General features: G+C 59.7%; 24 protein-coding genes. 17 read left to right on the forward strand and 7 right to left on the reverse strand.

Annotation, left to right across the window (positions count from 1 at the left end; all coding sequences use genetic code 11):
• Nucleotides 1-14: 14 nt before the first annotated feature.
• The 11 genes from ABIB45_RS06520 (at nucleotide 15) to ABIB45_RS06570 (ending at nucleotide 9460) form a co-directional block, all read left to right on the forward strand.
• Nucleotides 15-698 (forward strand): DUF501 domain-containing protein, encoded by a 684-nt coding sequence (locus ABIB45_RS06520; protein ID WP_502914520.1) that lies wholly within the window; start codon nucleotides 15-17, stop codon nucleotides 696-698.
• On the forward strand, nucleotides 695-1642 hold the full coding sequence (locus ABIB45_RS06525) for a Ppx/GppA phosphatase family protein (RefSeq protein WP_354215100.1): 948 nt from the start codon (nucleotides 695-697) through the stop codon (nucleotides 1640-1642). The genes ABIB45_RS06520 and ABIB45_RS06525 overlap by 4 nt, the downstream gene beginning before the upstream one ends.
• 35 nt (nucleotides 1643-1677) lie before the next feature.
• Entirely contained in the window at nucleotides 1678-3054 is a 1377-nt protein-coding gene (locus ABIB45_RS06530; protein WP_354215101.1) for a S8 family serine peptidase, read from the forward strand.
• Between the two features lie 34 nt (nucleotides 3055-3088).
• Entirely contained in the window at nucleotides 3089-4579 is a 1491-nt protein-coding gene (locus ABIB45_RS06535) for an NAD(P)/FAD-dependent oxidoreductase (protein ID WP_354215102.1), read from the forward strand.
• A gap of 109 nt (nucleotides 4580-4688) precedes the next feature.
• Nucleotides 4689-5630: an N-acetyltransferase gene (locus ABIB45_RS06540; RefSeq protein ID WP_354215103.1), complete on the forward strand. Its 942-nt coding sequence runs from the start codon at nucleotides 4689-4691 to the stop codon at nucleotides 5628-5630.
• Between the two features lie 321 nt (nucleotides 5631-5951).
• Nucleotides 5952-6392, forward strand: coding sequence for a hypothetical protein (locus ABIB45_RS06545; protein WP_354215104.1), 441 nt, complete (start codon nucleotides 5952-5954; stop codon nucleotides 6390-6392).
• Nucleotides 6393-6395: 3 nt separating this feature from the next.
• Complete coding sequence (locus tag ABIB45_RS06550) at nucleotides 6396-6800, forward strand: hypothetical protein (RefSeq protein WP_354215105.1); 405 nt, start codon at nucleotides 6396-6398, stop codon at nucleotides 6798-6800.
• Between the two features lie 251 nt (nucleotides 6801-7051).
• Complete coding sequence (locus ABIB45_RS06555; RefSeq protein WP_354215106.1) at nucleotides 7052-7186, forward strand: hypothetical protein; 135 nt, start codon at nucleotides 7052-7054, stop codon at nucleotides 7184-7186.
• A 25-nt stretch (nucleotides 7187-7211) separates the two neighbouring features.
• The gene (locus tag ABIB45_RS06560) at nucleotides 7212-7496 is read left to right on the forward strand and encodes a hypothetical protein (RefSeq protein ID WP_354215107.1); all 285 of its coding nucleotides are present in this window, start codon (nucleotides 7212-7214) and stop codon (nucleotides 7494-7496) included.
• 221 nt (nucleotides 7497-7717) lie between these two features.
• On the forward strand, nucleotides 7718-8782 hold the full coding sequence (locus ABIB45_RS06565; protein ID WP_354215108.1) for a hypothetical protein: 1065 nt from the start codon (nucleotides 7718-7720) through the stop codon (nucleotides 8780-8782).
• 57 nt (nucleotides 8783-8839) lie between these two features.
• Nucleotides 8840-9460 carry a hypothetical protein gene (locus tag ABIB45_RS06570; protein WP_354215109.1) on the forward strand — a complete coding sequence of 207 codons (621 nt, stop codon included), beginning with the start codon at nucleotides 8840-8842 and terminating at the stop codon, nucleotides 9458-9460.
• Between the two features lie 25 nt (nucleotides 9461-9485).
• Here ABIB45_RS06570 and ABIB45_RS06575 read toward each other — a convergent pair whose 3' ends face one another.
• Nucleotides 9486-9893, reverse strand: coding sequence for a hypothetical protein (locus ABIB45_RS06575; protein WP_354215110.1), 408 nt, complete (start codon nucleotides 9891-9893; stop codon nucleotides 9486-9488).
• Between the two features lie 52 nt (nucleotides 9894-9945).
• Here ABIB45_RS06575 and ABIB45_RS06580 point away from each other — a divergent pair, with 52 nt between their 5' ends.
• Complete coding sequence (locus tag ABIB45_RS06580; protein ID WP_354215111.1) at nucleotides 9946-10326, forward strand: hypothetical protein; 381 nt, start codon at nucleotides 9946-9948, stop codon at nucleotides 10324-10326.
• Nucleotides 10327-10568: 242 nt separating this feature from the next.
• Here the strand turns inward: ABIB45_RS06580 and ABIB45_RS06585 are convergent, their stop codons facing one another.
• Nucleotides 10569-10976, reverse strand: coding sequence for a hypothetical protein (locus tag ABIB45_RS06585; RefSeq protein WP_354215112.1), 408 nt, complete (start codon nucleotides 10974-10976; stop codon nucleotides 10569-10571).
• A gap of 316 nt (nucleotides 10977-11292) precedes the next feature.
• Here ABIB45_RS06585 and ABIB45_RS06590 point away from each other — a divergent pair, with 316 nt between their 5' ends.
• From ABIB45_RS06590 to ABIB45_RS06610, 5 genes are all read left to right on the forward strand, one after another.
• On the forward strand, nucleotides 11293-13248 hold the full coding sequence (locus tag ABIB45_RS06590) for a type I restriction-modification system subunit M (protein ID WP_354215113.1): 1956 nt from the start codon (nucleotides 11293-11295) through the stop codon (nucleotides 13246-13248).
• Complete coding sequence (locus ABIB45_RS06595) at nucleotides 13245-14588, forward strand: restriction endonuclease subunit S (protein ID WP_354215114.1); 1344 nt, start codon at nucleotides 13245-13247, stop codon at nucleotides 14586-14588. The genes ABIB45_RS06590 and ABIB45_RS06595 overlap by 4 nt, the downstream gene beginning before the upstream one ends.
• A gap of 2 nt (nucleotides 14589-14590) precedes the next feature.
• Nucleotides 14591-17695, forward strand: coding sequence for a type I restriction endonuclease subunit R (locus ABIB45_RS06600; protein ID WP_354215115.1), 3105 nt, complete (start codon nucleotides 14591-14593; stop codon nucleotides 17693-17695).
• Nucleotides 17696-17844: 149 nt separating this feature from the next.
• Complete coding sequence (locus tag ABIB45_RS06605) at nucleotides 17845-18996, forward strand: hypothetical protein (protein ID WP_354215116.1); 1152 nt, start codon at nucleotides 17845-17847, stop codon at nucleotides 18994-18996.
• Between the two features lie 570 nt (nucleotides 18997-19566).
• A complete protein-coding gene (locus ABIB45_RS06610; RefSeq protein ID WP_354215117.1) occupies nucleotides 19567-20895 on the forward strand; it encodes a DUF2510 domain-containing protein in 1329 nt (442 codons plus the stop codon).
• Nucleotides 20896-21842: 947 nt separating this feature from the next.
• Here the strand turns inward: ABIB45_RS06610 and ABIB45_RS06615 are convergent.
• The 5 genes from ABIB45_RS06615 to ABIB45_RS06635 all read right to left on the reverse strand — a co-directional run bounded on the left by ABIB45_RS06615 (nucleotide 21843) and on the right by ABIB45_RS06635 (nucleotide 24324).
• A complete protein-coding gene (locus ABIB45_RS06615; RefSeq protein ID WP_354215118.1) occupies nucleotides 21843-22223 on the reverse strand; it encodes a hypothetical protein in 381 nt (126 codons plus the stop codon).
• Nucleotides 22224-23034: 811 nt separating this feature from the next.
• Nucleotides 23035-23256: a hypothetical protein gene (locus tag ABIB45_RS06620; protein WP_354215119.1), complete on the reverse strand. Its 222-nt coding sequence runs from the start codon at nucleotides 23254-23256 to the stop codon at nucleotides 23035-23037.
• Entirely contained in the window at nucleotides 23256-23468 is a 213-nt protein-coding gene (locus ABIB45_RS06625; protein WP_354215120.1) for a hypothetical protein, read from the reverse strand. The genes ABIB45_RS06620 and ABIB45_RS06625 overlap by 1 nt, the downstream gene beginning before the upstream one ends.
• Complete coding sequence (locus ABIB45_RS06630; RefSeq protein WP_354215121.1) at nucleotides 23465-24031, reverse strand: hypothetical protein; 567 nt, start codon at nucleotides 24029-24031, stop codon at nucleotides 23465-23467. Before ABIB45_RS06630 ends, ABIB45_RS06625 begins: the two co-directional genes overlap by 4 nt.
• Nucleotides 24028-24324, reverse strand: coding sequence for an ArsR/SmtB family transcription factor (locus tag ABIB45_RS06635; RefSeq protein WP_354215122.1), 297 nt, complete (start codon nucleotides 24322-24324; stop codon nucleotides 24028-24030). Before ABIB45_RS06635 ends, ABIB45_RS06630 begins: the two co-directional genes overlap by 4 nt.
• Nucleotides 24325-24539: the final 215 nt, after the last annotated feature.

A 24539-nucleotide genomic window follows, 5' to 3' on the forward strand; every position in this document is an offset into this window, starting at 1 on the left:
CCACCAGAGGAAGGATGGCCGCGCCAGTGGAATCACACACGGCAACTGAGCCGGAGAAATCCCGCCAGCCATCAGCACATGATCTTGAAGTACTCAGCAGGCAACTGGGACGGCCGGTGCGCGACGTCGTCGAAATTCCGGCACGTTGTGTGTGCGGCAACCCACTGGTGGCCGCCACGGCGCCACGCCTGGGCAACGGCACACCTTTCCCCACCACGTTTTATCTGACGCACCCTGTCGTCACTTCTGCCATATCGCGGCTCGAAGCTGCCGGGCTGATGAACGAGATGAATGAGCGCCTCACCGCGGATGAGCCCCTGGCGGCTGCCTACCGTGCGGCCCACGAGGACTATCTCGCTGCCCGGGCCGGCATCGGCGAGCGGGCGGCCATCGGCGCCGTTCCGGAGATTGACGGCATCTCGGCAGGCGGTATGCCCACCCGCGTGAAGTGCCTGCATGTGCTGGTGGGGCACTCTTTGGCTGCCGGGCCCGGCGTGAATCCGCTGGGGGATGAGGCCCTCGCCGGCATCAGCGAATGGTGGACGGCGGACCGTTGCTACTGCGCCGGCGCCTGGGACACCGCAGGTGAAGCCCCGTCACGGGACCTGAGCCGCCATGGACCCCAGGGCCTGCCGGAGATTGTGGGCCGGCCAGCTCCGGTCCGCAAGACCGCCGGTGCGCCGGAGGCAGGTCCATGACCCGCGTGGCCGCGATCGATTGCGGCACCAACTCCATCCGTTTGCTGATCGCGGACGTAGACCGCAGTAACGGTACGGCCAAGCTGACGGACGTGGTCCGGGAAATGCGCGTGGTCCGCCTGGGCCAGGGCGTGGATGCCACCGGGGAACTTGCCCCGGACGCGCTGGCCCGCACCTTCGCCGCCACCGCGGATTATGCGGCAATGATCCGAGAACACGGGGCGGTGGCGGTTCGTTTTGTGGCCACTTCAGCCAGCCGGGATGCCCGCAACCGCGACGTTTTTGTCGACGGGGTCCGGGACCTGCTCGGAGTTGAGCCGGAGGTCATCTCAGGCGAGGAAGAGGCCGCCCTGTCTTTCGCCGGGGCCAGCAGCGTCCTGCCCATCCTCGTCGGTGACGAGGTACTGGTGGTTGACCTCGGCGGCGGCAGCACTGAATTCGTGCTCGGCACCGCCAACGGTGTTACGGCCGCCAAATCCGTGGACATCGGCTGCGTCCGGCTGACCGAACGGCACCTTCGGGACGATCCTCCCACGGCGGAACAGATCGCCGCCGCGGAAGCTGACGTTGACGCAGCCATCACCCGGGCGGGACTGGATGTGCCCTTGGAACGCGCCACCGCCGTCGTCGGCGTTGCCGGTTCAATCACCACCATCACAGCCCACGCCTTGCGCCTGCCGGAATACTCCCCTGCGGCGATCCATGGCGTGGAACTTCCCGTCACCACCATCACGGAAGCTGCCGCCGACCTCCTGGCGATGACCAGGGCCAGACGTGCGGAACTGCCCTACATGCACCCGGGCCGGGTGGACGTGATGGGTGCCGGCGGGCTGGTGTGGCGCCGGATCCTGGAGCGTATGCATGAGCTCAGTGCGGGACGCATCGTCACAGCCACTGCCAGCGAACACGATATTCTTGATGGAATTGCCCTGAGCCTCAACTGACGCCAGGCATCAGAGCACCAAGCAGGGGACCCCAGATGACCAGAGCAACAGCCCGGCTCCGCCGGACCGCCTCCGCGCTCCTGGCGATGACCCTCGCAGGCGTCAGCTTGGCCGCCGGACTGGCGGTGGCACCCGCGGCACAGGCCGACGAGGTGCGGGACAAGGAGCATTGGCTGGCCGAGTCCGGGATCACCAAGGCCTGGGAGGTCTCCAAAGGTGCCGGTGTGAAGGTCGCGGTAATCGACAGTGGTGTGGACGCCGGACACCCAGACCTCAAGGGTGCCGTTACCGGCGGCTACGACGCCTCGGGCGCCGGCACCGCCAACGGACAGAAGATCCTCGGGATCAAACCCGAGCACGGCACTTTGGTTGCCACCATGCTGGCAGGCCGAGGCCACCAGCCAGCGTCGCCGTCGCCGTCGCCCAGCCCGTCCCCGGCCACTGCCGGCCCGGACGGCATGGTTGGCGTGGCGCCTGAGGCGGAAATCCTCTCGGTCTCCACTTGGCTGGGTTCTGCGAACCCCGCAGGCAAGAGCGATCAGGACCAGATTCCCGCGGCCGTCCGCTGGGCCGTGGACAATGGCGCCAGCGTGATTAACATTTCGCTGGGCAGCACCACTCCACAGTGGCCCCAAAGCTGGGACGCCGCCTTTCTCTATGCTGAGCAAAAGGACGTGGTGATCGTTGCCGCGGCCGGAAACCGGGTGGGCGGCAACCTTCAGGTGGGGGCGCCCGCCACCATTCCCGGCGTCCTGACCGTTGCCGGGCTGGACCGCAAGGGCGTGGCGAGCGTCGACTCGTCCTCCCAGGGGATCAGTATCGGCGTGGCAGCGCCGGCGGAGAACCTCCTCGGCGGACTGCCAGGAGGCGGCTATGCCGAATGGGCCGGGACCTCAGGGGCGGCCCCCATCGTGGCTGGCGTCGCGGCACTCATCCGCTCCAAGTGGCCGGAGATGAGCGCCAAGCAGGTTATCAACCGGATCGTCAGCACGGCCAAGGACGCCGGACCCGCCGGAAAAGACCCGCTGTATGGCTTTGGTGTGCTCAACGCCGAGGCCGCTTTGAAGGATTCCGTCGCGGAAGCAGCAGTCAACCCCCTGGGCTCGATCTCGGACTGGATCCGGGTACACCGCCGCGGCAACCTGGCCACGCCTGCTCCTGTGCCCACTGCTGACGTGGCCACCGCCATTCCCACGCTGCCGGATCCTACGGTGCCCGCGGCGAAGGCTCCGTCGCAGCGTGACAGTGCCATTGGCGGCGCCGTCGTTATCGGTTCTGCTGGGCTGTTTGTGGTGATCATCGCCGCGGCCGCCTTCCAGTTGCGCAGGGCCGCCCGGAACCCCGGTTTGGCGCACGACGACCCTGATACGGGCGTCTTGGATACCGTAGATTCCGGCGGTAAACGTAGTTAGTGAAGATTTTCACAAACTACGGTACCCTTGTCTCATGGCAACCACCCCAGAGCTCCAGGACCGTCCCCGGGTACTCGTCGTCGGCGGCGGGTACGTCGGCCTGTACGTAGCACTCAAACTGCAGAAGAAGATCGCGAATGCCGGTGGCATCGTCACCCTCGTGGATCCCCTGCCCTACATGACCTACCAGCCGTTCCTGCCCGAAGTTGCCGGTGGCAACATCGAGGCCCGCCACGCAGTGGTCTCGCACCGCCAGCACCTCAAGCAGACCGAACTCATCCAGGGCACCGTCACCGCTATCGACCACGCCAACCGCACCGCCGTTGTGGCACCCGCGGACGGCGGAGCGCACATCGAGATTCCCTACTTTGACATCGTGGTCGCCGCAGGCGCCATTACCCGCACCTTCCCCATCAAGGGGCTCGCGGACAAGGGCATCGGCCTGAAGACCATCGAAGAGGCCGTGGCCCTGCGCAACAAGGTGCTGGAGCGGATTGAAGCTGCGTCCACCATCAGCGACCCCGCTGCCCGTGCCAAGGCCTTGACCTTCGTAGTGGTCGGTGGCGGCTTCGCCGGCATCGAGTGCATCGCCGAAATGGAAGACCTGGCCCGCGCCGCGGTCAGGAACAACCCGCGGATCAAGCAGGAGGAAGTCCGCTTCGTCCTGGTTGAGGCCATGGGCCGCATCATGCCGGAGGTCACCGCACCCCAGGCTGAGTGGGTTGTGGAGCACCTCCGCAGCCGCGGCATCGAGGTCCTGCTGAACACCTCGCTGGACAGCGCCGAAGGTTCACTCAAGCTCATCAACCTTCCGGCCAAGACCCCCGCCCAGGAATTCGAAGCAGACACGCTCGTCTGGACTGCCGGTGTGCAGGCCAACCCGATGATCCGTTCGTCCGACTTCCCGCTGGAGCCGCGCGGCCGCGTCCGCGTCCTGCCGGACCTTCGCATCGCCGGTGACGAAGGCATCATCGACAACGCCTGGGCAGCCGGCGACATCGCCGCAGTACCGGACCTCACGGGCAGCGGTCTGCCGGATGGGACCTGCGTGCCCAACGCGCAGCACGCCCTGCGCCAGGCCAAGCGCCTCGCCAAGAACCTGTGGGCCTCCCGCTGGGACAAGCCGCTGAAGGACTACAAGCACAAGAACCTCGGTGCTGTGGCCGGCTTCGGTGAGTGGAAGGGTGTTGCCAACATCAACCTCATCGGCCGCATCGGCCTCAAGGGCCCGCTGGCCTGGCTGGCACACCGTGGCTACCACGGCATGGCCATGCCCACGGTGGAGCGCAAGATCCGGGTCATCATGGGTTGGATCCTGGCATTCTTTATGGGCCGCGACACCACCCAGCTGATCGACCTCGACAACCCGCGCGGTGCTTTCGTGGCAGCTGCCACCCCTGCACCCAAGCCGGCCTCAGCCCCCGCTCCGGCGGCAACCGACGCGCCGGCCGCCGCGGCCCAGCTAGGCTCCGCTGCTGCCACCAGCATGAACCCCAAGCAGTCAGTGACTGCAGACGCCAAGTAGCGCTGGCTCCTGACCCGGCATTTGCAGTAACGCCCGACGGCGGCTGTCCCCTTCAGGGGGAGGGCCGCCGTTTGCGTCTCCCGGCGGTTGTGCCTTCTAGACTGGCACCATGACTGGACAACTGAACCTCCAGGCCCTGTTGGCAACCCTGAATCCGGTGCTCCGGGACGGCGAATACGTCTACGTCCTGTGGCCGCACGGCAGGCCGCTGGCGCCTGGGATCGAAGCTGCCGTGCGCGAGGCGGAGGGCCTTACTGTGGTCCTGCCGCGGGAAACGGCGGACAGCCTGGACCTGCCCTACGATTTTGTGGCGGCCTGGATCACCCTGCAGGTGCACTCCGAACCGGAGGCGGTTGGCCTGACCGCCGCCGTCGGCAAGGTCCTGTCCGATGCCAGGATCAGCTGCAACGTGCTGGCGGGCTTCCACCACGACCATCTGCTGGTCCCCGCGGCAGACGCGCCGCGCGCCCTCGAAATCCTCGCTGAGCTGTCCGCCGCGAGCCGGAACCAGCCGCGGCCAGAGCTCGTACTCCGGAACGAGACAGCCGCAGACAGGGACAAGATTCTCGCGCTGACAGCCGAAGCGTTCGCCGTCAGCCCCGTCTCCGGCGAGCCGGTGGACGGGGAGCCCCTTGAAGTTGAGGTCCTCCGCCAACTCTTTGAGTGCGAGGAATACCTGCCCGGGTTCAGCGTCGTGGCAGTGCTCGGAGACGAAGTGGTAGGTCATGTGATCAGCACCCGGGGCTGGGTGGGTGACTACGGGTTGCTGGGGCTTGGGCCCATTGGTGTCACGCCCAGGCTGCAAAGGCACGGGATCGGAACGGCATTGATGAATGACACGATCGCCAGGGCCAACGTGGCGGGGGAGGGTGGCATTGCCCTGCTGGGCAGTCCGGAGTATTACCCCCGGTTCGGCTTCGTTCCGGCGGCGTCGTTCGGAGTCCTGCCGCCCGACGAAGCTTGGGGAGACCACTTTCAACTGCTGCCGCTGGCGGTCTGGCCTGGCGGGGTCCATGGCACGTTCCGGTATGCCGGACCGCTGGCAGGCTGATGACGGTATACCATTGACCGGGCGCCCCAGTAGCCCAATTGGCAGAGGCAGCGGACTTAAAATCCGCTGGGATTCAACTTGCGTTCACCCCGGAATATCGCGCATAATCGTTAGTTTTCGGCGGTCCAAGCCCCTCGAAAAACGCTTATTTTGTACCTTATCGACTTATCCACAGGCAAAGTGGAGGCTCCGAGAACCAGAAAAGCACCCATCCTGAAGTTGCGAACAGGATGGGTGCTTTTTTGTGCTGCCATCGGGTCGGATAGCTTTGACATCATAATTAATGACGCGTTTTACCCTGACACGGGCACCGGAAACTTCATGGACGCCGCCAACGCCAAGTGGGAACAGTTGCTTGCCGTCGTCGAAGTCGGAGGTGGGACGGCTTTCACCGTGAACGTTGCCACTTCGACTTCACCAGCGAACGTCTACAAAGGGCAACTGGAACGAGTCGCACCGAACCAACAAGGCACCCTCGAAGCAGAGGGCAGCGAGTCACCACCCGAGGAACATTCCGGCGGCTGGCTTTGGGTTAACGATGACGAGGACTACCACTGGGCTGAGATTCTTAGACTCACAAAGGAAGGTCTACTGCCACCGTTCTTCTTCGAGCACCTATCCGACGCGAGCATCGCCAATGACGTGTCCACGGATATCACCAACATCACTGAGCTGCGGGCAATCGCCAACCGCAAGCAGCTTGAGCGTGATGCCGTCGAAGCGCACGGCGTGTCGCCTGCCATCGTAGACGGCTTTCTCTAACCCATGAACGGATACGACGCCGCGACCTTCGAGACCCGAGCCGTTGCCGGTGACTGGCACGCGGCTGTGTCGGTGCTCAGTCGCGCATCCGTCGACCCTGATGTTCTGGCAGCGCTAATGACCGATGACGCCCACATCGAGGTCCGGCTGGCTCTGGCTATGCGCAGCGACGTGACCGCTGAACAGTTGGCATGGTGCGCTCAGTGTGAGTCCGCATTCATGCTGAATCGTCTCGTTGCGCATCCCACGACTCCATTAACCACGGTGAAAGACATCAGGGACCGCTCCGCCGACCGGGAAGGCGAGGTCTGGACGATGGCTCCACGAGTACGCCTCAAGGACGGCAGAGCGCCGCGTGAGGGAGCAGGGCGGGCTTCACAGCGGGCATTGACGAAGCAGTTAGATTGACCCTATGAGCAACACGGGGGAAATCTATTCGGCACACCAGTCATTTGGGGGCGCATCGTGGCTATCGCCGTCATTTTCGTTGTCTGGAACAGATCATCAGTTGCAACGCCGCCGAGGACGCCGAAGTGCAAGCAGCAAAGTCAGCCTCTTTAGCTACGAGTTCATCCGCGATCAGTTATTGCAAAACCAGCGTCCGCAAACAGCACTCAATTCACACGCAGTTCCGCATCACCGGCTCCGACAGTACCAAAATGGCTAAGCGCGGCTACCGCGTCGTACTCAAGTACGAGCACTTCAACGGTGCAACTAAGCAGATGACTACCGGAAGCGAGACCTGCAATCTGGAGTGGCGGGGATCGGACTGGGGTTCCGGTATCCGCTTCTGATTCTCAACAGCGACAAGGGGGTTGCATGACACGGATCAACTCCAAAGGGTTTCCAGTGGACGACATGGGGCATCGCACCGACCGTCCGTACGCGCATAAGTCCGGGCAGAAGCTCTGGTACCCCGATGAGCTGAAATACGCTCAAGGCGAGCGGGTGAGGGCTATTAAGGACTACGGCTTGATCAAGGCGGGGGACACCGGGACCATCACTGGGGTGCCGGTACTGACTTCACCTGCCTACACCGTGATGCCGGACGGCATAAAGCAAACGCAGCTAGTGCCCCAAGACCTTCTGGAGCCTGAGCGTTAAACGACGAAAAGACCCCACCCCGGCACGAAGCCGGGCTGGGGTCTTTTCTTTACGAAACATCCGCTTTTCTGAATCGGATAGACCCAAGACTACGCGTTGTCCGGGGACTTCGGCTTGTTCGGCACCGCCGCCACCGCGCCGCCAGTTCCGAGCACAGCGAGCACGAGTTCACGGTCGTGTTCCGATAAGGTTTCTGGAGCACCAGCGGACGAGGGGACAGTATGCAGGACCATGACCGAGTAGCAAGACTAGTTAGCACTGCCCTCGACAACTTCGATGCTCCCGGACAATCGGTCGCCTCCCTCGTGCGACAGGCAGCCCGCATTGCTTCCCTTCGGCAAGACTTCGCCGCGCAGTACCGCTTTCAGATCGAATTGCTGGATGTCGCGTCCGGTGCCGCAAAGACCGACGCAACCGTTGACGGCATCAACAACAACCTCATCACGCTCCTCGGTGTTGGGGACGCAAGGAAACAGGTCTTGAAGGCGTACTACGGTTATGAGCGTGGACGCCGAACGGCTGGCACCGAGAATGTCAACGTCATCAGCATCGCCCAGATTGAAGCCAACCTCGCCCAGCTCCACAGCGTTTACGCCGAGTATTCTGTGACCGACAAAGGAAGCAATTACTATGCTGACGAGGCAGCAATCGCCGCTGACAAGCAGCAAGCAAAGTTGCTCCCCTTGATCCAAGGTCATGCGCAAATCATTGAACACGTTCGGCAGGACGTACACAGCTACCTGTTGCTCACTGAAACCGACCTGCACACCGGCAAGCCGACCAGCAGCGTTTTCGAACGCGGACTGGAGTACGTCCGGACTTCGTTGGCTGAACGTGCCCCATCAGCTCTCGAAAAGTTCTCGGCGGCGGAAGCAAGTCTTGCGGGAGGCAGCCCCGAGGACTTGACCCACGCCCTAACCAGCACGCGCCGGATGATCAAGGACCTTGCCGACGCGCTCTACCCGGCAACTGGAGAAACGATCGTTGGCGACGACAAAGTCGAGCGCGTTATGGACGACGAGGCATACCGCAATCGGTTAATACAGTTCGCCAAAGAGAAGCTCGGCAAGCGCCTACAGGGCAAGGTCATGGGCGACACCCTTGCGAGCTATGGGAAGCGCATCACCAATCTCGACTCCATGGCGAACAAGGGCGTGCACAGTGACGTCACCGCCGCTGAGGCTGAGCAGTGTGTAATTTGGAGCTTCATGCTTGCCGCTGACCTTCTGCGGATTGCGGATGGAACTTCGGCAGACTTGGCACCAGTAGGCGCGCCGGGTGAGTGACTACGACGCCGAGACCATCGAATTCGCGGCAATCGCCAGTGACTGCGAGCATGCACGATGATTTCTGACTCGGTCCCGTGGCGCGAGGAACTTTGGCGCTTAGCCGACCGGCTGGAAAAGAAGTCCAAGCAACAGCGGTGGACAGAGCGAAGCAGCTTCCTCGTCGAGAGAGACATGATGACTTCCGCCTACGCCATCCGGAGGTTGAACGAAGCCCATAAGATTTCCGACGACTTGGCGAAGACCCGCGTGCCGGTGATCCGACACAAGCTCATCGGCTCCGTGCCGGATATCTGGAACCGACATGAAATATGGGAACACTATGACTTGGAGCATGGTGTACGGGATCACATCACCATCCCGCACCTGTGCAACCAGCTCATCCACTCGTTCGTCTGGTTTCTCAGCGCAACCGAAGATGCTGACCTATTTGACGGCGCGTTCGTCGCCTCAGAAAACGAACGCCACAAGCATCTCTACTTCCTTCCCGTCGAAAGTCTCATTGATCTTTGCCGGAAGGTTGCTGCCGAGGACATCGGCTCCATCCAGTACCAGCGAGGAACCGATGGGGTTATGCGCATCGTCAGCGTCAAAGTCATGGAAGACGACGGGGAGAAATCCGATTCCGGCATGTTGATGCTCAGCGCCGAGGCACGCGCAAGCTACCGGGAGCCATGATCTGCCTTCGAAGTGGGGGCGAACGCTACTCCTGCGGGGGGAGTTCCGGCAGCAACATCGCATAAGCGTCTCGATGAGCTTGCGTCCACCGGGTCAGTGCGATGACCTGCTTGGGTTGGAAGGATGCTTCCAACGGCGACGGACCGTGGACGACAAACGGCTCCACCCCGAACTGGCGCGCGGTTGCGTCGATCCGAATCCCCGACTCAGACCTAAGCCAGTCGTGATTCATTCCGTCCACTGATGTTGCGTTGACGATATGCCACTTGCCCATCCCCCTCTCTTGGAGCAGGTTGCCGAGGACGAACGAAGCGACCGTGCAGCAGTTTGTGGGAAAGAAATTCATGACCGCCATTGGCGGCTTCCACTCGACCCGGTGAACGGCGGAGATGAAGTCCGCCAACAGTTGCTCTAAGTGCTCAATCTCTTTCACTGCGATCCTCAGGCTTCCGTGTCGGGTGTCCAGTAAAGCCTAGGCTGGCTTCATGAACGGATACGACGCCGAAGAGTGCGAAGCGAGGGCACTTGCCGGTGACTGGCGAGCAGCAATCAGCGTGCTGTCCCGTGCGGCACTGAAACCCGAGGTCCTTGCTGCTTTGATGAATAATGACGCCCATATCGAAGTCCGGCTCGCTCTGGCAATGCGCAGCGACGTGAGCGCTGAACAGTTGGCATGGTGCGCTCAGACTGACAGCACGCACATGCTGAACCGGCTCGTTGCTCATCCCCGTACGCCGCTCTCTACGATCAAGGGCATCAGGGATCGCTCTGGGGGCATGGAAGGTGAAGTCTGGACTCTGCTGGACTCGTACGCCGAGAGGACGGCGGAGCGCCGCGTGAGGGAGCAGGGCGGGCTTCACGTCTAACGCTGGGCGGATAGCGGCGGTCGGTCGGTCAGACAGCAGATAGGTCACCACAAGAGTGGCTCGATGCCATCATGAGTAAATGAACCGGAAGCGCGAGATTCTTCGAACAGCATTGCCGCCCGGTTTCCAACCGACCCGATGGCGCGAGTGACTCTGGCGAGGAAAGGTTATCCACTACGCCGCAAGCCCCATTAGGGGGAACATTTCCTCTTGTCATCGTCGTGAAACTGTGGCGATGCCGGTCAGAGCGCACCATCGGCAAGAGCTGGCGCTCCAGTTCTGGCGGCCTCTTGAACGATCGACTTTCGCTCGGCTATTCGCGCTAATACCTCAAGCGCGTCGGCGTAGTGCATTCGCATCCCGGCATCCCTCTTTAGCGAGGTGTTCAATATGCCAAGTGCACACAACTTGTCCATTGGCATGGTCTTATCAACGAAGCCTCTCATCATGGCGCTTTCAATCTCTTCTACGCTGCCGAAGTCGCCCTCCAGAAGCCATTCTGAGGTGTCCTTGTGATGAATATTGGAGATGAATGCCGTGCCCGTTGGGCTATCAATTATCAAAACCGCACCACGTGTAAGTCTTTTCGCCGCCTTCATCCGGAGGGACGCAATCTTTCGTATTTTCGCGTGTTCGTCTACTACAGTCATGGACTCAGCCTAGAGGCACTCGCGAATGATGCTGCTCACCGAAAGGGGTCACCCTGCGTGTTGGTCTACAAGCGCTCCCAGCGGGAGTGGAGTCTGTTACGGGCAGCTCGATACATGGGGAAGGCTCGACAACTTCGAGCGCAGGATCACTGACGGAATCCTTTTTTGGGGCGTTGGGTTGTACGGCGGGTGATTCCCCCAAACGATTAGGCAAGAGAGCTAGGGGGTGGTTTTCACCGCAAAGGCGGGGATGCTTGTCTGACTCGGGCTAGCATGAGTTCAGATTTCCGCCCAGAACCAACCGTTGAGGACCACCTTGTCTAACCAGAACTATGCCAACTTCATCTGGAGCATTGCCGACTTGCTGCGGGGGTCGTACCGCCCGCACCAGTACGGTTCGATCGTGCTTCCGTTCACCATTCTGCGTCGTCTGGACGCTGTACTGGCGGAGACCAAGGCTGACGTTCTCGCGGAGTATGAGAAGACCAAGGACGGCGGCATCCCGTTGACGGTCCTTCTTCCCCGGAAGTCCAAGCACGCCTTCTACAACACGTCCCAGTACGACTTCCAGAAGCTGACTGGTGACGCAGAAAACGTTCGTGACAACCTGCTGGATTATGTGCGCGGCTTCTCTGACAATGTGCGTGACATCTTTGAGAAGTACAAGCTCGAAGAGCGCATCGAGGAACTGGACGAGCACGACGTGCTGTTCTTGATTGCGCAGCAGTTCGCTGCCATTGACCTGCACCCGAGTAACGTGTCAAACGTTGAGATGGGTCTCATTTTCGAGGAGTTGATCCGTAAATTTGCGGAGTCATCCAACGAGACGGCTGGTGAACACTTCACTCCGCGTGAGGTCATTCGCCTTATGGTGGACATCCTCTTCGCACCGGACGACAACGATCTGGACAAGGCAAACATTGTCCGGTCCATCTATGACCCGACTGCCGGTACCGGTGGCATGCTGTCGGTCGCGGACGAGCACATCCGGAAGATGAACCCGGATGCGACCCTCACCCTTGCAGGTCAGGAACTCAACCCCGAGTCCTATGCCATCTGCAAGGCAGACATGGTGATCAAGGGTCAAGAAGTTGGTTCCATCATCCTCGGCAACACGCTGACAGACGACGGACACATCGGCAAGACATTCAACTACTGCCTCTCCAACCCGCCGTTCGGTGTCGACTGGAAGAAATCCCAGTCGATTATTGAGAAGGAACACAAAGAGCAGGGCTATGAGGGACGTTTCGGACCCGGACTGCCGCGCGTCTCCGATGGTTCACTCTTGTTCCTGCTACATCTCATCAAGAAGATGCGTCCGGTGCGTGACGGCGGCGGTCGTGCTGCCATTGTTTTGAACGGCTCGCCGCTTTTCACTGGCGGTGCCGGGTCCGGTGAGTCCGAGATTCGTAAGTACGTTCTGGAGAACGATCTGCTGGAGGCGCTCATCGCGCTGCCCACGGAAATGTTCTACAACACCGCCATCTCCACCTACATCTGGGTATTGACCAACAGGAAGACCGAGGAGCGTAAAGGAAAAGTGCAGCTCATCGACGGCTCCCAATTCTTCCAAAAGATGCGTAAGAGCCTCGGGTCGAAGCGCAAGGAACTTGGTCAGGCTGACATCGAGCGCATTGTGAAGCTCTATGGTGCATACGGCGACGCGGATTCCGAGTACAGCAAGGTCTTGAACATCGCTGACTTCGGCTACCGGACAATCACTGTTGAGCGTCCGCTCCGGCTCAACTTTGCCGTGACCGAGGATCGAGTAGCTGCCGCGCTGGAGTCAAAGGGACTTGCCAAGCTGACTGAGCGTGACGCTGTCGCTATCCGGGACGCCCTATCCGAACTGAACCCAGAGCACCTTTGGACGAACCGCGACGCGTTCACTTCCGATGTCCGGACTGCATTCAAAAACGCTGGAGCTAGCCTCACCCCGCTCCAGTTCAAGGCACTCGTCATCGGTCTTTCCGCTCGCGACGAATCGGGGGACATCAGCGCCAACGCCAAGGGAGTTCCGGAAGCCGATCCGAGCCTTCGCGACACGGAGAACGTACCCCTGACAGAAGACGTTCAAGAATACTTCGAGCGGGAAGTGCTGCCATTTGCTCCCGATGCTTGGATCAGTGGATCGGAGAAGGTCGGGTACGACCTGCCGTTCACCCGACTCTTCTTCAAGTATCAGGAACCACGTTCACTCGACGTCATTGACGACGACCTCGACGCCGTTCTGGGACGCATCCGGACACGTTTGGAAGCGGTAAAAGCATGAGCGGATTGAAGCCCTACGACCACTACGTCGAATCAGGGGCTGAATGGCTCGGACTGCTCCCTGAAGCGTGGAATTCGATTCCGCTGAAACATGTTTGTACAACCACAGCGGGAGGCACACCCGATTCAAACAACTCCGAGTTCTGGACGGAAGAGGGGGGCACACCGTGGATCGCTATCAGCGACATGAGCGGTAGGGACTCAGTATCCGGGACATTGAAGCAAGTGACGCTGGAAGGCTTCGAGAGCAAACGACTGCGCGTAATGCCGCCGGGTACGGTGCTTTTCGCTATGTACGCGAGCGTTGGCGAAGTGGCGATTCTCAGGGTCAGTGCTACCTCGAATCAGGCTATTCTGGGGTTGACCGCTAATGCGGCAAAGTTCGAATCTGAATTCTTGTTTTACTGCCTCAAGGGAATCAACCGATGGCTCCCTGCTCTATACAGAAGTAGCACGCAAAACAACCTCAATGCGGAACAGGTGGGCAACTTCCGTCTGCCGCTCCCACCGCTTTCAGAACAGCGCGCCATAGCTATCTACCTTAATCGCGAGACTGCCGAGGTGGATGCGTTCATCTCGGATCAGGAAGAACTCATCGGTCTTCTGAACGAGCGTCGTGCTGCGACGATCACGCAGGCAGTAACCAAGGGGCTAAACCCGGATGCCCAAATGAAGGACAGCGGCGTGGAATGGCTGGGAAAGGTTCCCACCGCGTGGGCGGTGAAGCCGTTAAAACATCTCACTGAGTTCACGGCGGGAGGCACGCCCGACACGAACAATCCTGAATTGTGGTCAGATGTGGACGGTACACCTTGGGTATCGATCAGTGATATGAGCAACCGCGATACCGTTTCAACGTCCATGAAACTAGTGACAGAGGACGGACTACGGGATAAGAACTTGCGCGTCATGGGCGCTGGCACTGTCCTATTCGCCATGTATGCAAGCGTTGGAGAGGTAGCGATTCTTGAAATAGCCGCTGCTTCAAATCAGGCAATTCTGGGACTTACCCCGAAACCAAATCAGGCTGAGACAAAGTTTCTGTTCTACGCCCTGAAGGCTATCAACAAGTGGCTCCCGTCTCTTTATCGAAGCAGTACGCAGAATAACCTCAATGCGGAGCAGGTGGGCAATTTTCGCATACCGACTCCTTCGCTTGATGAGCAGCAGGAAATCGCAGGATACCTCGACTTTGAGACTGCCGAGATCGACGCTGCCATAGCGGACGCCAAGGAAGCCATTGAGCTGTCCAAGGAGCGCCGTGCCGCTCTCATTTCGGCTGCGGTGACTGGCAAGATCGACGTTCGGAACCACATTACTGCTGAGCTGGGGGCTGCATAGTTATGGCGTTGTACAACGAGGTTGAGTTCGAGGAGGGCATCGCTGAGTACCTGCACGCTCACGGGTGGCTGTACTCCGAGAACGGGACCGGTTACGACAAGGACCTCGCGCTGTTCCCCGAGGATGTGCGCGGATGGCTAGCGGACACCCAGCCGGACGAGCTTGAGAAGATCGTCAAGCCCACAGACTCCCCAGAGGTGCAGAACAAATCCTTCAAACGCGTGCTTACGCGACTGGTCAAGGTGCTGGATACCTCGTTGGAAACTGGCGGGGGCACGCTCGCTGTGCTTCGTAATGGTTTCAAAGTGACCCCGGCGTCATTCCGCATGTCCCAGTTGAAGCCCAACGACAACAAGAACCCCAAGACCACCGCTGACTACGAGAAGACGCGGCTGCGCGTGATGCGGCAGGTCTACTACTCCACCAGTAACCAGAACAGCGTCGATCTGGTCTTCTTCGTGAACGGTCTCCCCGTTGGGACCATGGAGCTGAAGACGGACTTCACCCAGACGGTGCAGGACGCCATGGAGCAGTACAAGAAGAACCGGCTTCCCGTGGATGCGGTAACTCGGAAGCGGGAGCCGCTGTTCTCGTTCGGGCACCGGGCGCTCGTGCACTTTGCCATGTCCAACGCCGAGTGCTTCATGACCACTCATTTGCAGGGTGCCAAGACCCGGTTCCTCCCGTTCAACATGGGCAATGACGGGCACAGGGGCAACCCGGTAAACCTGAGCGGTTCCGAGACTTCCTATATGTGGGAGCGGGTGCTTCAGCGTGACTCGTGGCTTACCATCATCAGCAAGTTCATGCATTTGCACGTGGAGAAGAAGGTCGACCCGATCACGGGCGAGAAGACCAAGGATGAGTCGTTGCTTTTTCCTCGCTTCCACCAATGGGAAGCGGTCAACCTGCTGGCAGACACCGCTGCCGCCGAAGGTCCGGGGCACCGGTACCTGATCCAGCACTCGGCTGGTTCGGGCAAGACGAACTCAATCGCGTGGACCGCACACCGGCTGAACTCCCTGCATGGTGTGGACGGCAACAAGATGTTCGATGCCGTGATCGTTATCAGCGACCGCAAGGTGCTCGACGGGCAATTGCAGGATGCCGTCAAGCAGCTTAACAAGGTGGATGGGGTCTTCGAAGCCATCACCTCAACTGGCGGCGCGAAGTCCAAGGCGCTATCCAAGGCACTTCTTGGCGGGACCCAGATCATCGGTGTCACGCTTCAGACGTTCCCTTTCGCATTGGACGAAATCGCCAAGAACAAGGGACTGAAGGGAAAATCGTTTGCCATCATCGCGGATGAGGCGCACAGCTCCCAGTCCGGCGACGCAGCCAAGAACCTCAAGAAGGTCCTGACCTCCGGCAACGACACCCCCGCCAAAGACGAGTTTGAGCCGGACACCGACCTTTCCACCGAAGACGTTCTGGCTGAAGAGATGAATAAGCGCGCGGAGAGCAAAAACCTGTCGTTCTTCGCCTTCACCGCAACGCCCAAAGCCAAGACGCTGGAGCTGTTCGGCAGGAAGAACGAGGCTGGGTTGCCCGCGCCGTTCCACCTGTACTCCATGCAGCAGGCGATCGAGGAAGGCTTCATCCTCGACGTACTCAAGAACTACACGCCCTACAAAATGGCATTCAAGCTCGCCCACAACGGGGTCGACTATGACTCCGATCAGACTACGATCGAGAAGTCTGAGGCGGTTAAGGAACTCATGCGCTGGGTGAAGCTGCACCCGCACAACATCAGCCAGAAGGTCGCTGTCATCGTGGAGCACTTCCGCTCCAACGTGCGCCACCACCTCGCCGGTCGTGCCAAGGCAATGGTCGTCACTGGCTCGCGCAAGGAAGCCGTCCGCTACAAGGTGGCTCTCGACAGGTACATTGCCGACAAGGGCTATAGGGACTTGGCGACACTCGTGGCGTTCTCGGGCGACATCATCGATAGCGAATCCGGAATCGGCAAGCTGAATGAGGATACGATGAACCCCGGTCTTCACGGGCGCGAGATTCCCAAGGCGTTCAAAACCGATGAGTACCAGATCATGCTCGTTGCCAACAAGTTCCAAACGGGCTTCGACCAGCCGCTGCTGGTCGCGATGTACGTGGACAAGAAGCTTTCAGGCATCACCGCCGTGCAGACGCTGTCGCGGCTGAACCGCGTCACTCCGGGTAAAGACCAGACGTTCATCATCGACTTTGTGAATGACCCAGCCGAAATCCTGTCCGCCTTCCAGCAGTATCACAAGGAAGCCGAACTCTCCGGGGTGACCGATCCCGACATCGTGCATGACCTTCAGACCAAGCTGGACAACTCCGGTATCTATGAGGTGAGCGAGGTCGAGCTGACGGCTGCTGCTTGGGTAGGTAAGTCCAGCCATGAGGCGCTGAAGGGTTTCGTTGCGCCCGCGCAGTCACGGTTTCGAGTCCGCTACCAGAAGGCTCGTGACGACAAGGACAAGACGGCACAGGATGCGCTGGACCTGTTCCGCAAGGACCTCGGCAGCTTCATCCGCGCTTACGATTTCCTGTCCCAGATCATCGACTATCAGGACACCGCGCTGGAGAAGCGGTCCATCTTCTACAAGCTGCTCGCGCGCGTCATCAGTTCGGAGAATCAGGACAGGGAAACTGTCGACCTGTCCGAGGTCGTGATGACCCACTACAAGCTCAAGAAGCAGGAACAGGCTGACCTAAAGCTGTCCAGCGAGGAATCCTTCCTGCTGGACCCGATGACGGCTGCTGGCAGCGGCGCAGCCCACGAAGCCGCAAAAGCCAAGTGGGCTGAAATCATCGAACAGATGAACACGTTCTTCGAGGGTTCTGGACTCTCCGATGCGGACCAGCTTTCCGTTGCTGAGAGCGTGATGAACAAGGCGATAGAGAATGCGACGTTGCGCGGGCAGGCGGCAGCCAACGGCAAGGCGGACTTTTACTCTTCGCCCAAGATTCTCACCACTGTTGAGGACTCCGTTATCGAGGCAGGGGAGCAGCACGCAAAGGGCATCGGCTGGGTCCTGTCATCCGACAAGGTAGGCGAAATGGTCGAACTGCTAAAGAAGATGGGGCTGTTCGAAAAGCTCCGAGACGAAGAGGCTGCGTAAGACTGGGGACTTATGCTGCCACGGTCGGTGCCGTCGCCGATCTAAAAGGCTAGTCTGCCGGAGATTCGCGCTCAGAACGCGCCCGTTAGCCGACGGGAAATGGACCATGAAGTAGAAACGGTCCTAAGGGACAACGAGGGGGGAACACAATGTCGTTGAGTCAAAGTGATTTTGATGCTCATGGAGTGTGGCACGCCGAGGAGACGACAACCAAACTCCTCGCTTCTACTGCCGACAGTCTCGTGGAGGACGCGGTAGCTGATGTGGAAACCATCGATCACATCCGCGCTGCCCTTGCCGATGTTCGCAGCATCGGCAGCATCGAGCCGTGGCGCATTCCCGACAATGCTGCCCCCTTGGATGCGTTGCTAAATGTGCTGGCATCCGTCCAATCCGAATTGTCGGCACTGAAGGAAGCTCCAACGGTGTCTCGCCAGATTCAACTGGAATCCGTGCTGGATCAGCTCGTTGCTGCACTCAAACCTTTTCCCCTTTTCCTCGTACAAACTGAGGTTGCTGTGGAGGCGAAGGAAGCGTTAAAGGCACAGCGCGAGTTTCTTAGGGGGACCGTTGAGTGGCTGCATCGTGGTGTCGGGGAATCCACTGACTCCGTGGAGAAGCTGCGAGAGATCATAGGCGCTGAGGAATCGAAGATTTCGGAGCAAGTGAAGCGGCTTGATGATGCACTGAACACGCAGAGCAACACATTCACAACTCGGGTGGCTGAGTGGAAACAGGAATCAGACAACGCTGCTGCCGCAATAGTCGCCACGGGTGACCAGCATCTTGCCGCGCTCATCGAGTTGGAGGAGAAGGCGCGAGACCTTTTGGATGCCACTTCCCGGCACACGATCTCCCATGGATACGGAACCTACGCCAAGAATCAGGAACGGGCAGCGTTCTGGTGGAGCGTGGGTGCAGTGGCAGCCGCCATTGGTGGGTTTGTATATCTTGCCTTCGTGCTGGCTGGCATGCATAGTGCATCAGTTCCAGAGACCATTGTGAAGGCTACTGTCTCATCGCTCGTTGTACTCGGCGCCGGGTTCATGTCGCACGAGTCTTCTGGCCACCGAAAAGAAGCACGTGATGCCAAACGAACGCAGCTCGACCTCAATGCGCTGGACCCGTTCCTGACTAAATTGGACGAAAGCGAAGCAAACGACCTCCGGCGTGAGTTTGCGCAGAAGATTTTTGGACGCCCACTAGCGAACGACAAGAGTCAGAAGCCGTACGAGTGGATTCTCGACAAGTTACCGGGGAACAAGAGGGCAACTAATGATGACGCACCGATCAGTGCATAGCTAGCTATCGCCAGCGTTCTGGCGGCGAGCCACAGCACTGACGTAGAAGTCAGTGGGTCCGCGTCGCACTGGTCTTCACGGGTACCTCTGCCGCTTCCTGAGCGATCACTAAGCTCGCCTCATGATGTCTTGTGTGACGGTCAGTTTGTTACGCTCGCATCAACGTCAGGTTTGTGCAACTCGTCGCCTGCTACACCGTGCCACCCGCCAGCGTCTCGCCGGGTATCGCCCACGATCCCGTGTCGTTGACGACGACCAAACGTGTGCGGGAATCTGACGTCGTCGCGATAGTAATCCGTCAGGGGTTCGTGCGATCGGTTTCGCCGCTGGTGGTTTCGGGTGTCGCCCTTGTTGTCGCTGGCTTTTTGCCCTAGTTGTCAGAACTCTGTCTAGGTAGCGTCATGCCCGGTCCTGGAACGGCATGCCTTTGAACCAAGGAACGAAAGCCCCACTTGATCTTCGGCAGGCACTTCTGTCTTCTTAGCCGTGTTGGCAGAGTACGCGGAACTAAGCCACGCGCCGGGATAGGCTGCCGATAGCAACTTTGATGCGCACTAGCTTGGGGGAGAAATGTCGCAGGTCACGAAATCAGGCGGATGGAAAAACGACCCGGTGGACGCCCGGTTCGCCCGTTATTGGGACGGCGATTGGACCGACGACAGAGTGACCTATCTTGAGTTGTCCGCTGCGACCGACCACCTTGGGCGCATTCCGGGACCAGAGTACTTCAAGCGAAACGAGTTGGTTTCACCCACGCCTACCGAAGAGGGGTGGTACCCGGATGCTTCGGATAGCACCAAGCGGCGCTACTGGGACGGCGCATGGGGGAAGGAATCCTACCCGCTGGCGTTCCTGTTGATGGTCGGCGGCGTCGACCAGTCCGAAGGGGCTGGCATTGTTCCCGCTGCACGTTTCGTTCCGCATAGAGAAAACCCTGACGAAATTGTCTGGTTTGACGGCACTCGGACAACCGGGTTCTACGGGACACCGGCGAACATTCTAGCAAACCTAGATTGGGCGTTTCGGAAGCGAGGGCTGGCAGTCCCGGAACGCGACCGGGTGGAAAGGCTCACCGATCCATCCTCGGTGGAGCTGGATGTGATCAACGAATACGTGGTTGCGGCTGATCAAGAGTCTGAAAGGCAGCGGCTGGAAGCTGCGGCGCGCGCCCGTGCAGCACGTCCAGTCATCCGCGAGCCCGAGGATTCTGCCCGCCCTGTGTCGAACCACGGGTTACCGGATGAACCCACGTCCAAGGGCTGGATTCAAGACCCGAACAATCCGGAATGCGTCATCTACTGGAACACCGCCATGTGGTCCAAACGCATGCGCAGCAGGGACATGGTTATCCATTTGCTCAATGAGTTGGATGAGGACCTTCCTGAAGCGTGGGACCTGAAGGCAGCCAGCAACACGCGCGTATTAGAGCTGTTCAGCAATACTTCGGCAAGAAGTTGGGGCGAGGCGGGGTGGTACATCGATCCGCAGCACAGTCTTGGGGATCGCAGGGTTCGTTACTGGGACGGTCGATGGACCGAACATGTCGCCGCAGACGCCGAGGGCTGGTATGACGACCCGATTGACCACGGAAACATCCGCTACTGGCACGGGGACGGCTGGACGGAACACGTTAAGAACAAGTCGTTCGAGCAGCTACAGCTCGATGCGAAGGAAGCGGCACGCTACGCAAGAAACCAAGCGGGCAAGAAGCTCGGCAGGGAGTTGCTCGGTATCGCACTCGGTGGAGCCACGCCCAGCGAGCGTAGTGCTAACAAGAATGCAGCGGCTGCCCAACGCCAGCGCGAATCCGATAAGTGGTATGCGGATCGAAGTCGAGATCGCGCCGACGCCGCCAGAAAAGAGCAGGAAAAGTTTTACCGGAAGCGCAACGGGTGGTGATAGAGCAAAATCTGCTGGTGACGCCACTGGCATCGAGCGGATTGATGACGCAGCCATAGCGATTACTTCGCCTCGGTCAGTGAGCTGTGCAGCAAATGCCCGACCTGCTGGTCTGTGGGCTGCGCGCTGCAGAAGGGCGGTCAACCGGTCATAGAATCAGTATTTTCCGCGTTTGAATATCATACCCCTCGGGGGTATCTAGGTTTTGCTTCTGATGCCATGTAGATTGGTCAGATTGTCAACTTGATTGTCTTGGGGGATAGCACAATGGGTACTGCACGAATTTTTGCTACAACAGCGTTGCTCATCGGTGCAGCATTGATGGCATCCCCTGCCCATGCGGCACCAGACGGCTGCTATGACGGTCTCGACGGGAAGCCAATTTGTACGCCGCATGTGGGACCGCCTCCGCCCCCGGACCATCTGCGCCCTGCTCCGCTTCCCCCGCCCGGACTCGACAACTCGCCGAATGAGTTCGTTCCTGCTCCAGCAGCTCCTGCCCCCGCCTATCAGGCTCCGGCACCTGCTCCGGCACCCGTCTACATCGCACCGGCGGCACCAGCACCGGTCTATGTCGCTCCTGCCCCGGCATACGTCCAGCCAGCAGCTCCGGTTTATGAGGTACCAGCCGCGCAAGCCCCTGCTGTAGTTGAAGCGACTGCTGCCCCGGTGAGCGTTCAGGGTGAGCCGGAGGCGACTGTTGCTCCTACAGTGGCTGCGATGCCGTCAGTAGCTCCCGTGGCAACGCCTAGTAGTGAAGCGGTGGTGGCTCGAGATGATCAGGCTGCCATCGAGGCGGCACCGGTAGCATCCAGTGCTCCCGATTCCACCCCCGTCGTCGTGGCTGCCGCATCAGTCATCGTGCTTGGCGGGGTCGCATGGTTGGTTCTCCGTTCGGGTCCCGGCGTCGCTGGCATCAGGGGGCTCGCGCGCGGACTGCTTCGCCGCTAGCCCTGACAGCAAAACACCCCGGCACTCATCATGGATGCCGGGGTGTTCTGCTGTTTGTTGTTAGAGCCAGCCGTCCGCGACGGATGTGGGCACTGTCTCCGGCAGCTCAATGATCGGAAGCCGAATAAACACGTCCCGATCATCGAGCAGGTCCATTTCCGAAGAGCGTCCCGATTGGAAGCCGAATCCCCGAATCCCACACGTACTCCAGCTCCCGCCTTGGACCAATCATCGACAGTCGACGACGGCGTCATGCTTTCGAGCTTGAGTACCGGGCTGACCTTCCCTTTTTCAATGATGCAGAAGTAGCGCCCGACATGATCCTTAGATAGCTGTCCCACCGTGAGCTTGTACTCGCGGAGAAGTTCGTTGGTCATCAGAGTGCGCCTTCTGCCAGTGACGACGCGATTCCGTCTTCCAACGCGACCATGACTCTGGCTGGCATACCCTTTGTGAGGTCGTAGTCTGCGTCCGCGATGTCCTCCCAGTCCATATCATCGTCAGGCTCCCACAACGGGACGTAGCTGCCGTCTCTACTTCCGGCGGGGACGAGTAGCCTTCGAGATCACTTACGTTCTGTACGACGCCATAGGCATTCACCACTAGGGACCCGTTGCTCGCCGCGAATTAGCTGCCAGCACGATAGGCGAAGATGTCGAGGGGGCTATTCAGCACTCGACCACGGCGTGGCTTCCTGTAGATCACCTTGGCTCGGACAACTCGTGCGTCTTCGAGATCATCAGCACTTCGCTCGGTATCTCCGGTCGAATAGGTCAGCGTCTCGGCATCCATGACCAACCCGGCGACGGTCGAATCATCAAGGTTCTGCTGAACTCATCGCGCAAGTGACCCTGCACCCACTCGTCAACCTCTAGGCGCGATTCCGGAGGTGAGAACCGGACCGATGTCTCGAACTCTCGATCGCCCTCGCGTAGATCGCTCATCAGAGTGCTCCATCTACTAGTGCTGGTGAGCCGCCGGACTTTAGGTTCTTCCGCTCGATGCGACGACGGTTCGACGCGAGTATTGCGTCCCGCCAGACATCGAACTCGTACGGTCCTTCAACTATCAGGGACGCATCGTGATTGTCGTACGCCCAGTAGTAGGACCCAAGCGACGAAGGAAGCTCGAAGATCGTGAAGTGCTTATGCACGTGGTGTACGACCGCGCGGACATGCATGATCCTGCTCATCGGTTCCACCGCCAGCCCTGTGCCTCGAACTGTGCGGACAACTCCGAGACCGACTCACCGAACACGCGGAGTGCAGGACGCTCACGGGGCGATGAGTACCGGGTGATCGGGTGCTCATGGTCCGGGTGGTTGACCAACACGTAGTAGGTCTCGTCCTCCAGCTCGACCGTGACGACCAAGCCACCGCCGACGTACTCGCGTGCGATCTGCTTGTTCATCAGAGGTTCCCATCCACTCGTGCACATGAACCTTGAGCGCCGTCCTTGAGTCCTTCGCGGTACGCCTTCGCGCCGACAGCAGTCATCTTCTCGTTGGCGATTTTCCGCATCCGTTCGAACTCCGCGTGCGTCATAATGATGTCACCTGTGCTCGGATCAATGACAACTGGGATCGCATTGTTCAAAAAGACCAATGGTGTATGAGTGCTCATCTTGATGCACCGTCCTGACTCGTCACCGGTGGTAGCCAGAGGATAGTCACGGGCAAATAATCGTCTAGGGCGTTTCCGTGAAAGCTCCCCGTCTCGAACCACTTGCCGTTGCACTTCTTGAGTGCCGATGCCGTCCGCGACCATTTCGATAGGACGATGGCATGCTCGGGAAGCTCGACCGCCTCGCCCCGAAATTCGATGACATCGCCAACTGCTAGCACCTTCTGCTTGACCGGCGGCAACCACGACACGGTCACTGGCAGCAGGTCTTTTATCGGAACGTTGTTGACCGAACCTGTCCATTTACCCGTCCTGTTGTGGACCTGCAACACGAAAGGCGCACTCGGTTCCTCCGGGTTCGGAGCAGAGCAAGTCGCGGTCTTAGGCAGCCCACGTACGTCCTCCACCGTCGTCAGGATGTCACCCAACTCATAGACGCGGGGCGGTGTCAGCTCATCAACGCAAACAACTTCGAAGATGTCTGCAAGGTTGCCGCTGTCCTTCAGTCCATGGACATACCCGGCGTAGACATCCGGCAGCATTTCAAGAATCGGCTTGCTCATGCTGCACCGCCGTCAACGATGTCGCGAATGAAATCAGCGCAAGCAACAAAGGCGCTCTTGTCCACGCGATAGGTGTGCACGTTTCCGGAAGAGGTGAACGAAACCAATCCCAACATGCGCATCAGTGAAAGGTGCTGGCTGATAGTTGTTTGTGGGAAGTCCGGAAGCGCTTCGCACAATTCAGTCACCGTCATAGGACTGGCGGACAGTTGGCGCACGATAAGAATCCGCGTCGGGTTGGACAAGGCTTTCAGGCAATCGTTGGTCAATACTGGCGGGGTAGGCAACAACATGGCACGCTCCAATGGAAGTAGTGGAATGTTCCAATGGATGTGCCAGCCGTCCGGTGGCTTTGATGGTGCGCGAACAATACTGCCGTTCTGTACTCGCGTCCGGACCCGACCGAGTTTCGATTCCCATTCCTAACTACATTCTAGTATGCAAATGCACGAATGTTTATTGTTGAATTTAGGTTTGTGCCAAGAGCTAAAGCCAGCCTTCTGCCACC

Origin of the sequence: Arthrobacter sp. UYCo732 (assembly GCF_040547265.1) — a bacterium.
In the GTDB taxonomy this organism is placed as follows: domain Bacteria; phylum Actinomycetota; class Actinomycetes; order Actinomycetales; family Micrococcaceae; genus Arthrobacter.

Bases quoted from the DNA above. Each gene is read 5' to 3' on its own strand.
- ABIB45_RS06635 (WP_354215122.1), bottom strand. From the start codon at position 24,324: ATGTTGTTGCCTACCCCGCCAGTATTGACCAACGATTGCCTGAAAGCC.
- ABIB45_RS06585 (WP_354215112.1), bottom strand. From the start codon at position 10,976: ATGACTGTAGTAGACGAACACGCGAAAATACGAAAGATTGCGTCCCTC.
- ABIB45_RS06595 (WP_354215114.1), top strand. From the start codon at position 13,245: ATGAGCGGATTGAAGCCCTACGACCACTACGTCGAATCAGGGGCTGAA.
- ABIB45_RS06620 (WP_354215119.1), bottom strand. From the start codon at position 23,256: ATGAACAAGCAGATCGCACGCGAGTACGTCGGCGGTGGCTTGGTCGTC.
- ABIB45_RS06550 (WP_354215105.1), top strand. From the start codon at position 6,396: ATGAACGGATACGACGCCGCGACCTTCGAGACCCGAGCCGTTGCCGGT.
- ABIB45_RS06625 (WP_354215120.1), bottom strand. From the start codon at position 23,468: ATGAGCACTCATACACCATTGGTCTTTTTGAACAATGCGATCCCAGTT.
- ABIB45_RS06565 (WP_354215108.1), top strand. From the start codon at position 7,718: ATGCAGGACCATGACCGAGTAGCAAGACTAGTTAGCACTGCCCTCGAC.
- ABIB45_RS06610 (WP_354215117.1), top strand. From the start codon at position 19,567: ATGTCGCAGGTCACGAAATCAGGCGGATGGAAAAACGACCCGGTGGAC.
- ABIB45_RS06535 (WP_354215102.1), top strand. From the start codon at position 3,089: ATGGCAACCACCCCAGAGCTCCAGGACCGTCCCCGGGTACTCGTCGTC.
- ABIB45_RS06630 (WP_354215121.1), bottom strand. From the start codon at position 24,031: ATGAGCAAGCCGATTCTTGAAATGCTGCCGGATGTCTACGCCGGGTAT.
- ABIB45_RS06530 (WP_354215101.1), top strand. From the start codon at position 1,678: ATGACCAGAGCAACAGCCCGGCTCCGCCGGACCGCCTCCGCGCTCCTG.
- ABIB45_RS06540 (WP_354215103.1), top strand. From the start codon at position 4,689: ATGACTGGACAACTGAACCTCCAGGCCCTGTTGGCAACCCTGAATCCG.
- ABIB45_RS06570 (WP_354215109.1), top strand. From the start codon at position 8,840: ATGATTTCTGACTCGGTCCCGTGGCGCGAGGAACTTTGGCGCTTAGCC.
- ABIB45_RS06580 (WP_354215111.1), top strand. From the start codon at position 9,946: ATGAACGGATACGACGCCGAAGAGTGCGAAGCGAGGGCACTTGCCGGT.
- ABIB45_RS06520 (WP_502914520.1), top strand. From the start codon at position 15: ATGGCCGCGCCAGTGGAATCACACACGGCAACTGAGCCGGAGAAATCC.
- ABIB45_RS06615 (WP_354215118.1), bottom strand. From the start codon at position 22,223: ATGACCAACGAACTTCTCCGCGAGTACAAGCTCACGGTGGGACAGCTA.
- ABIB45_RS06525 (WP_354215100.1), top strand. From the start codon at position 695: ATGACCCGCGTGGCCGCGATCGATTGCGGCACCAACTCCATCCGTTTG.
- ABIB45_RS06605 (WP_354215116.1), top strand. From the start codon at position 17,845: ATGTCGTTGAGTCAAAGTGATTTTGATGCTCATGGAGTGTGGCACGCC.
- ABIB45_RS06555 (WP_354215106.1), top strand. From the start codon at position 7,052: ATGGCTAAGCGCGGCTACCGCGTCGTACTCAAGTACGAGCACTTCAAC.
- ABIB45_RS06560 (WP_354215107.1), top strand. From the start codon at position 7,212: ATGACACGGATCAACTCCAAAGGGTTTCCAGTGGACGACATGGGGCAT.
- ABIB45_RS06545 (WP_354215104.1), top strand. From the start codon at position 5,952: ATGGACGCCGCCAACGCCAAGTGGGAACAGTTGCTTGCCGTCGTCGAA.
- ABIB45_RS06600 (WP_354215115.1), top strand. From the start codon at position 14,591: ATGGCGTTGTACAACGAGGTTGAGTTCGAGGAGGGCATCGCTGAGTAC.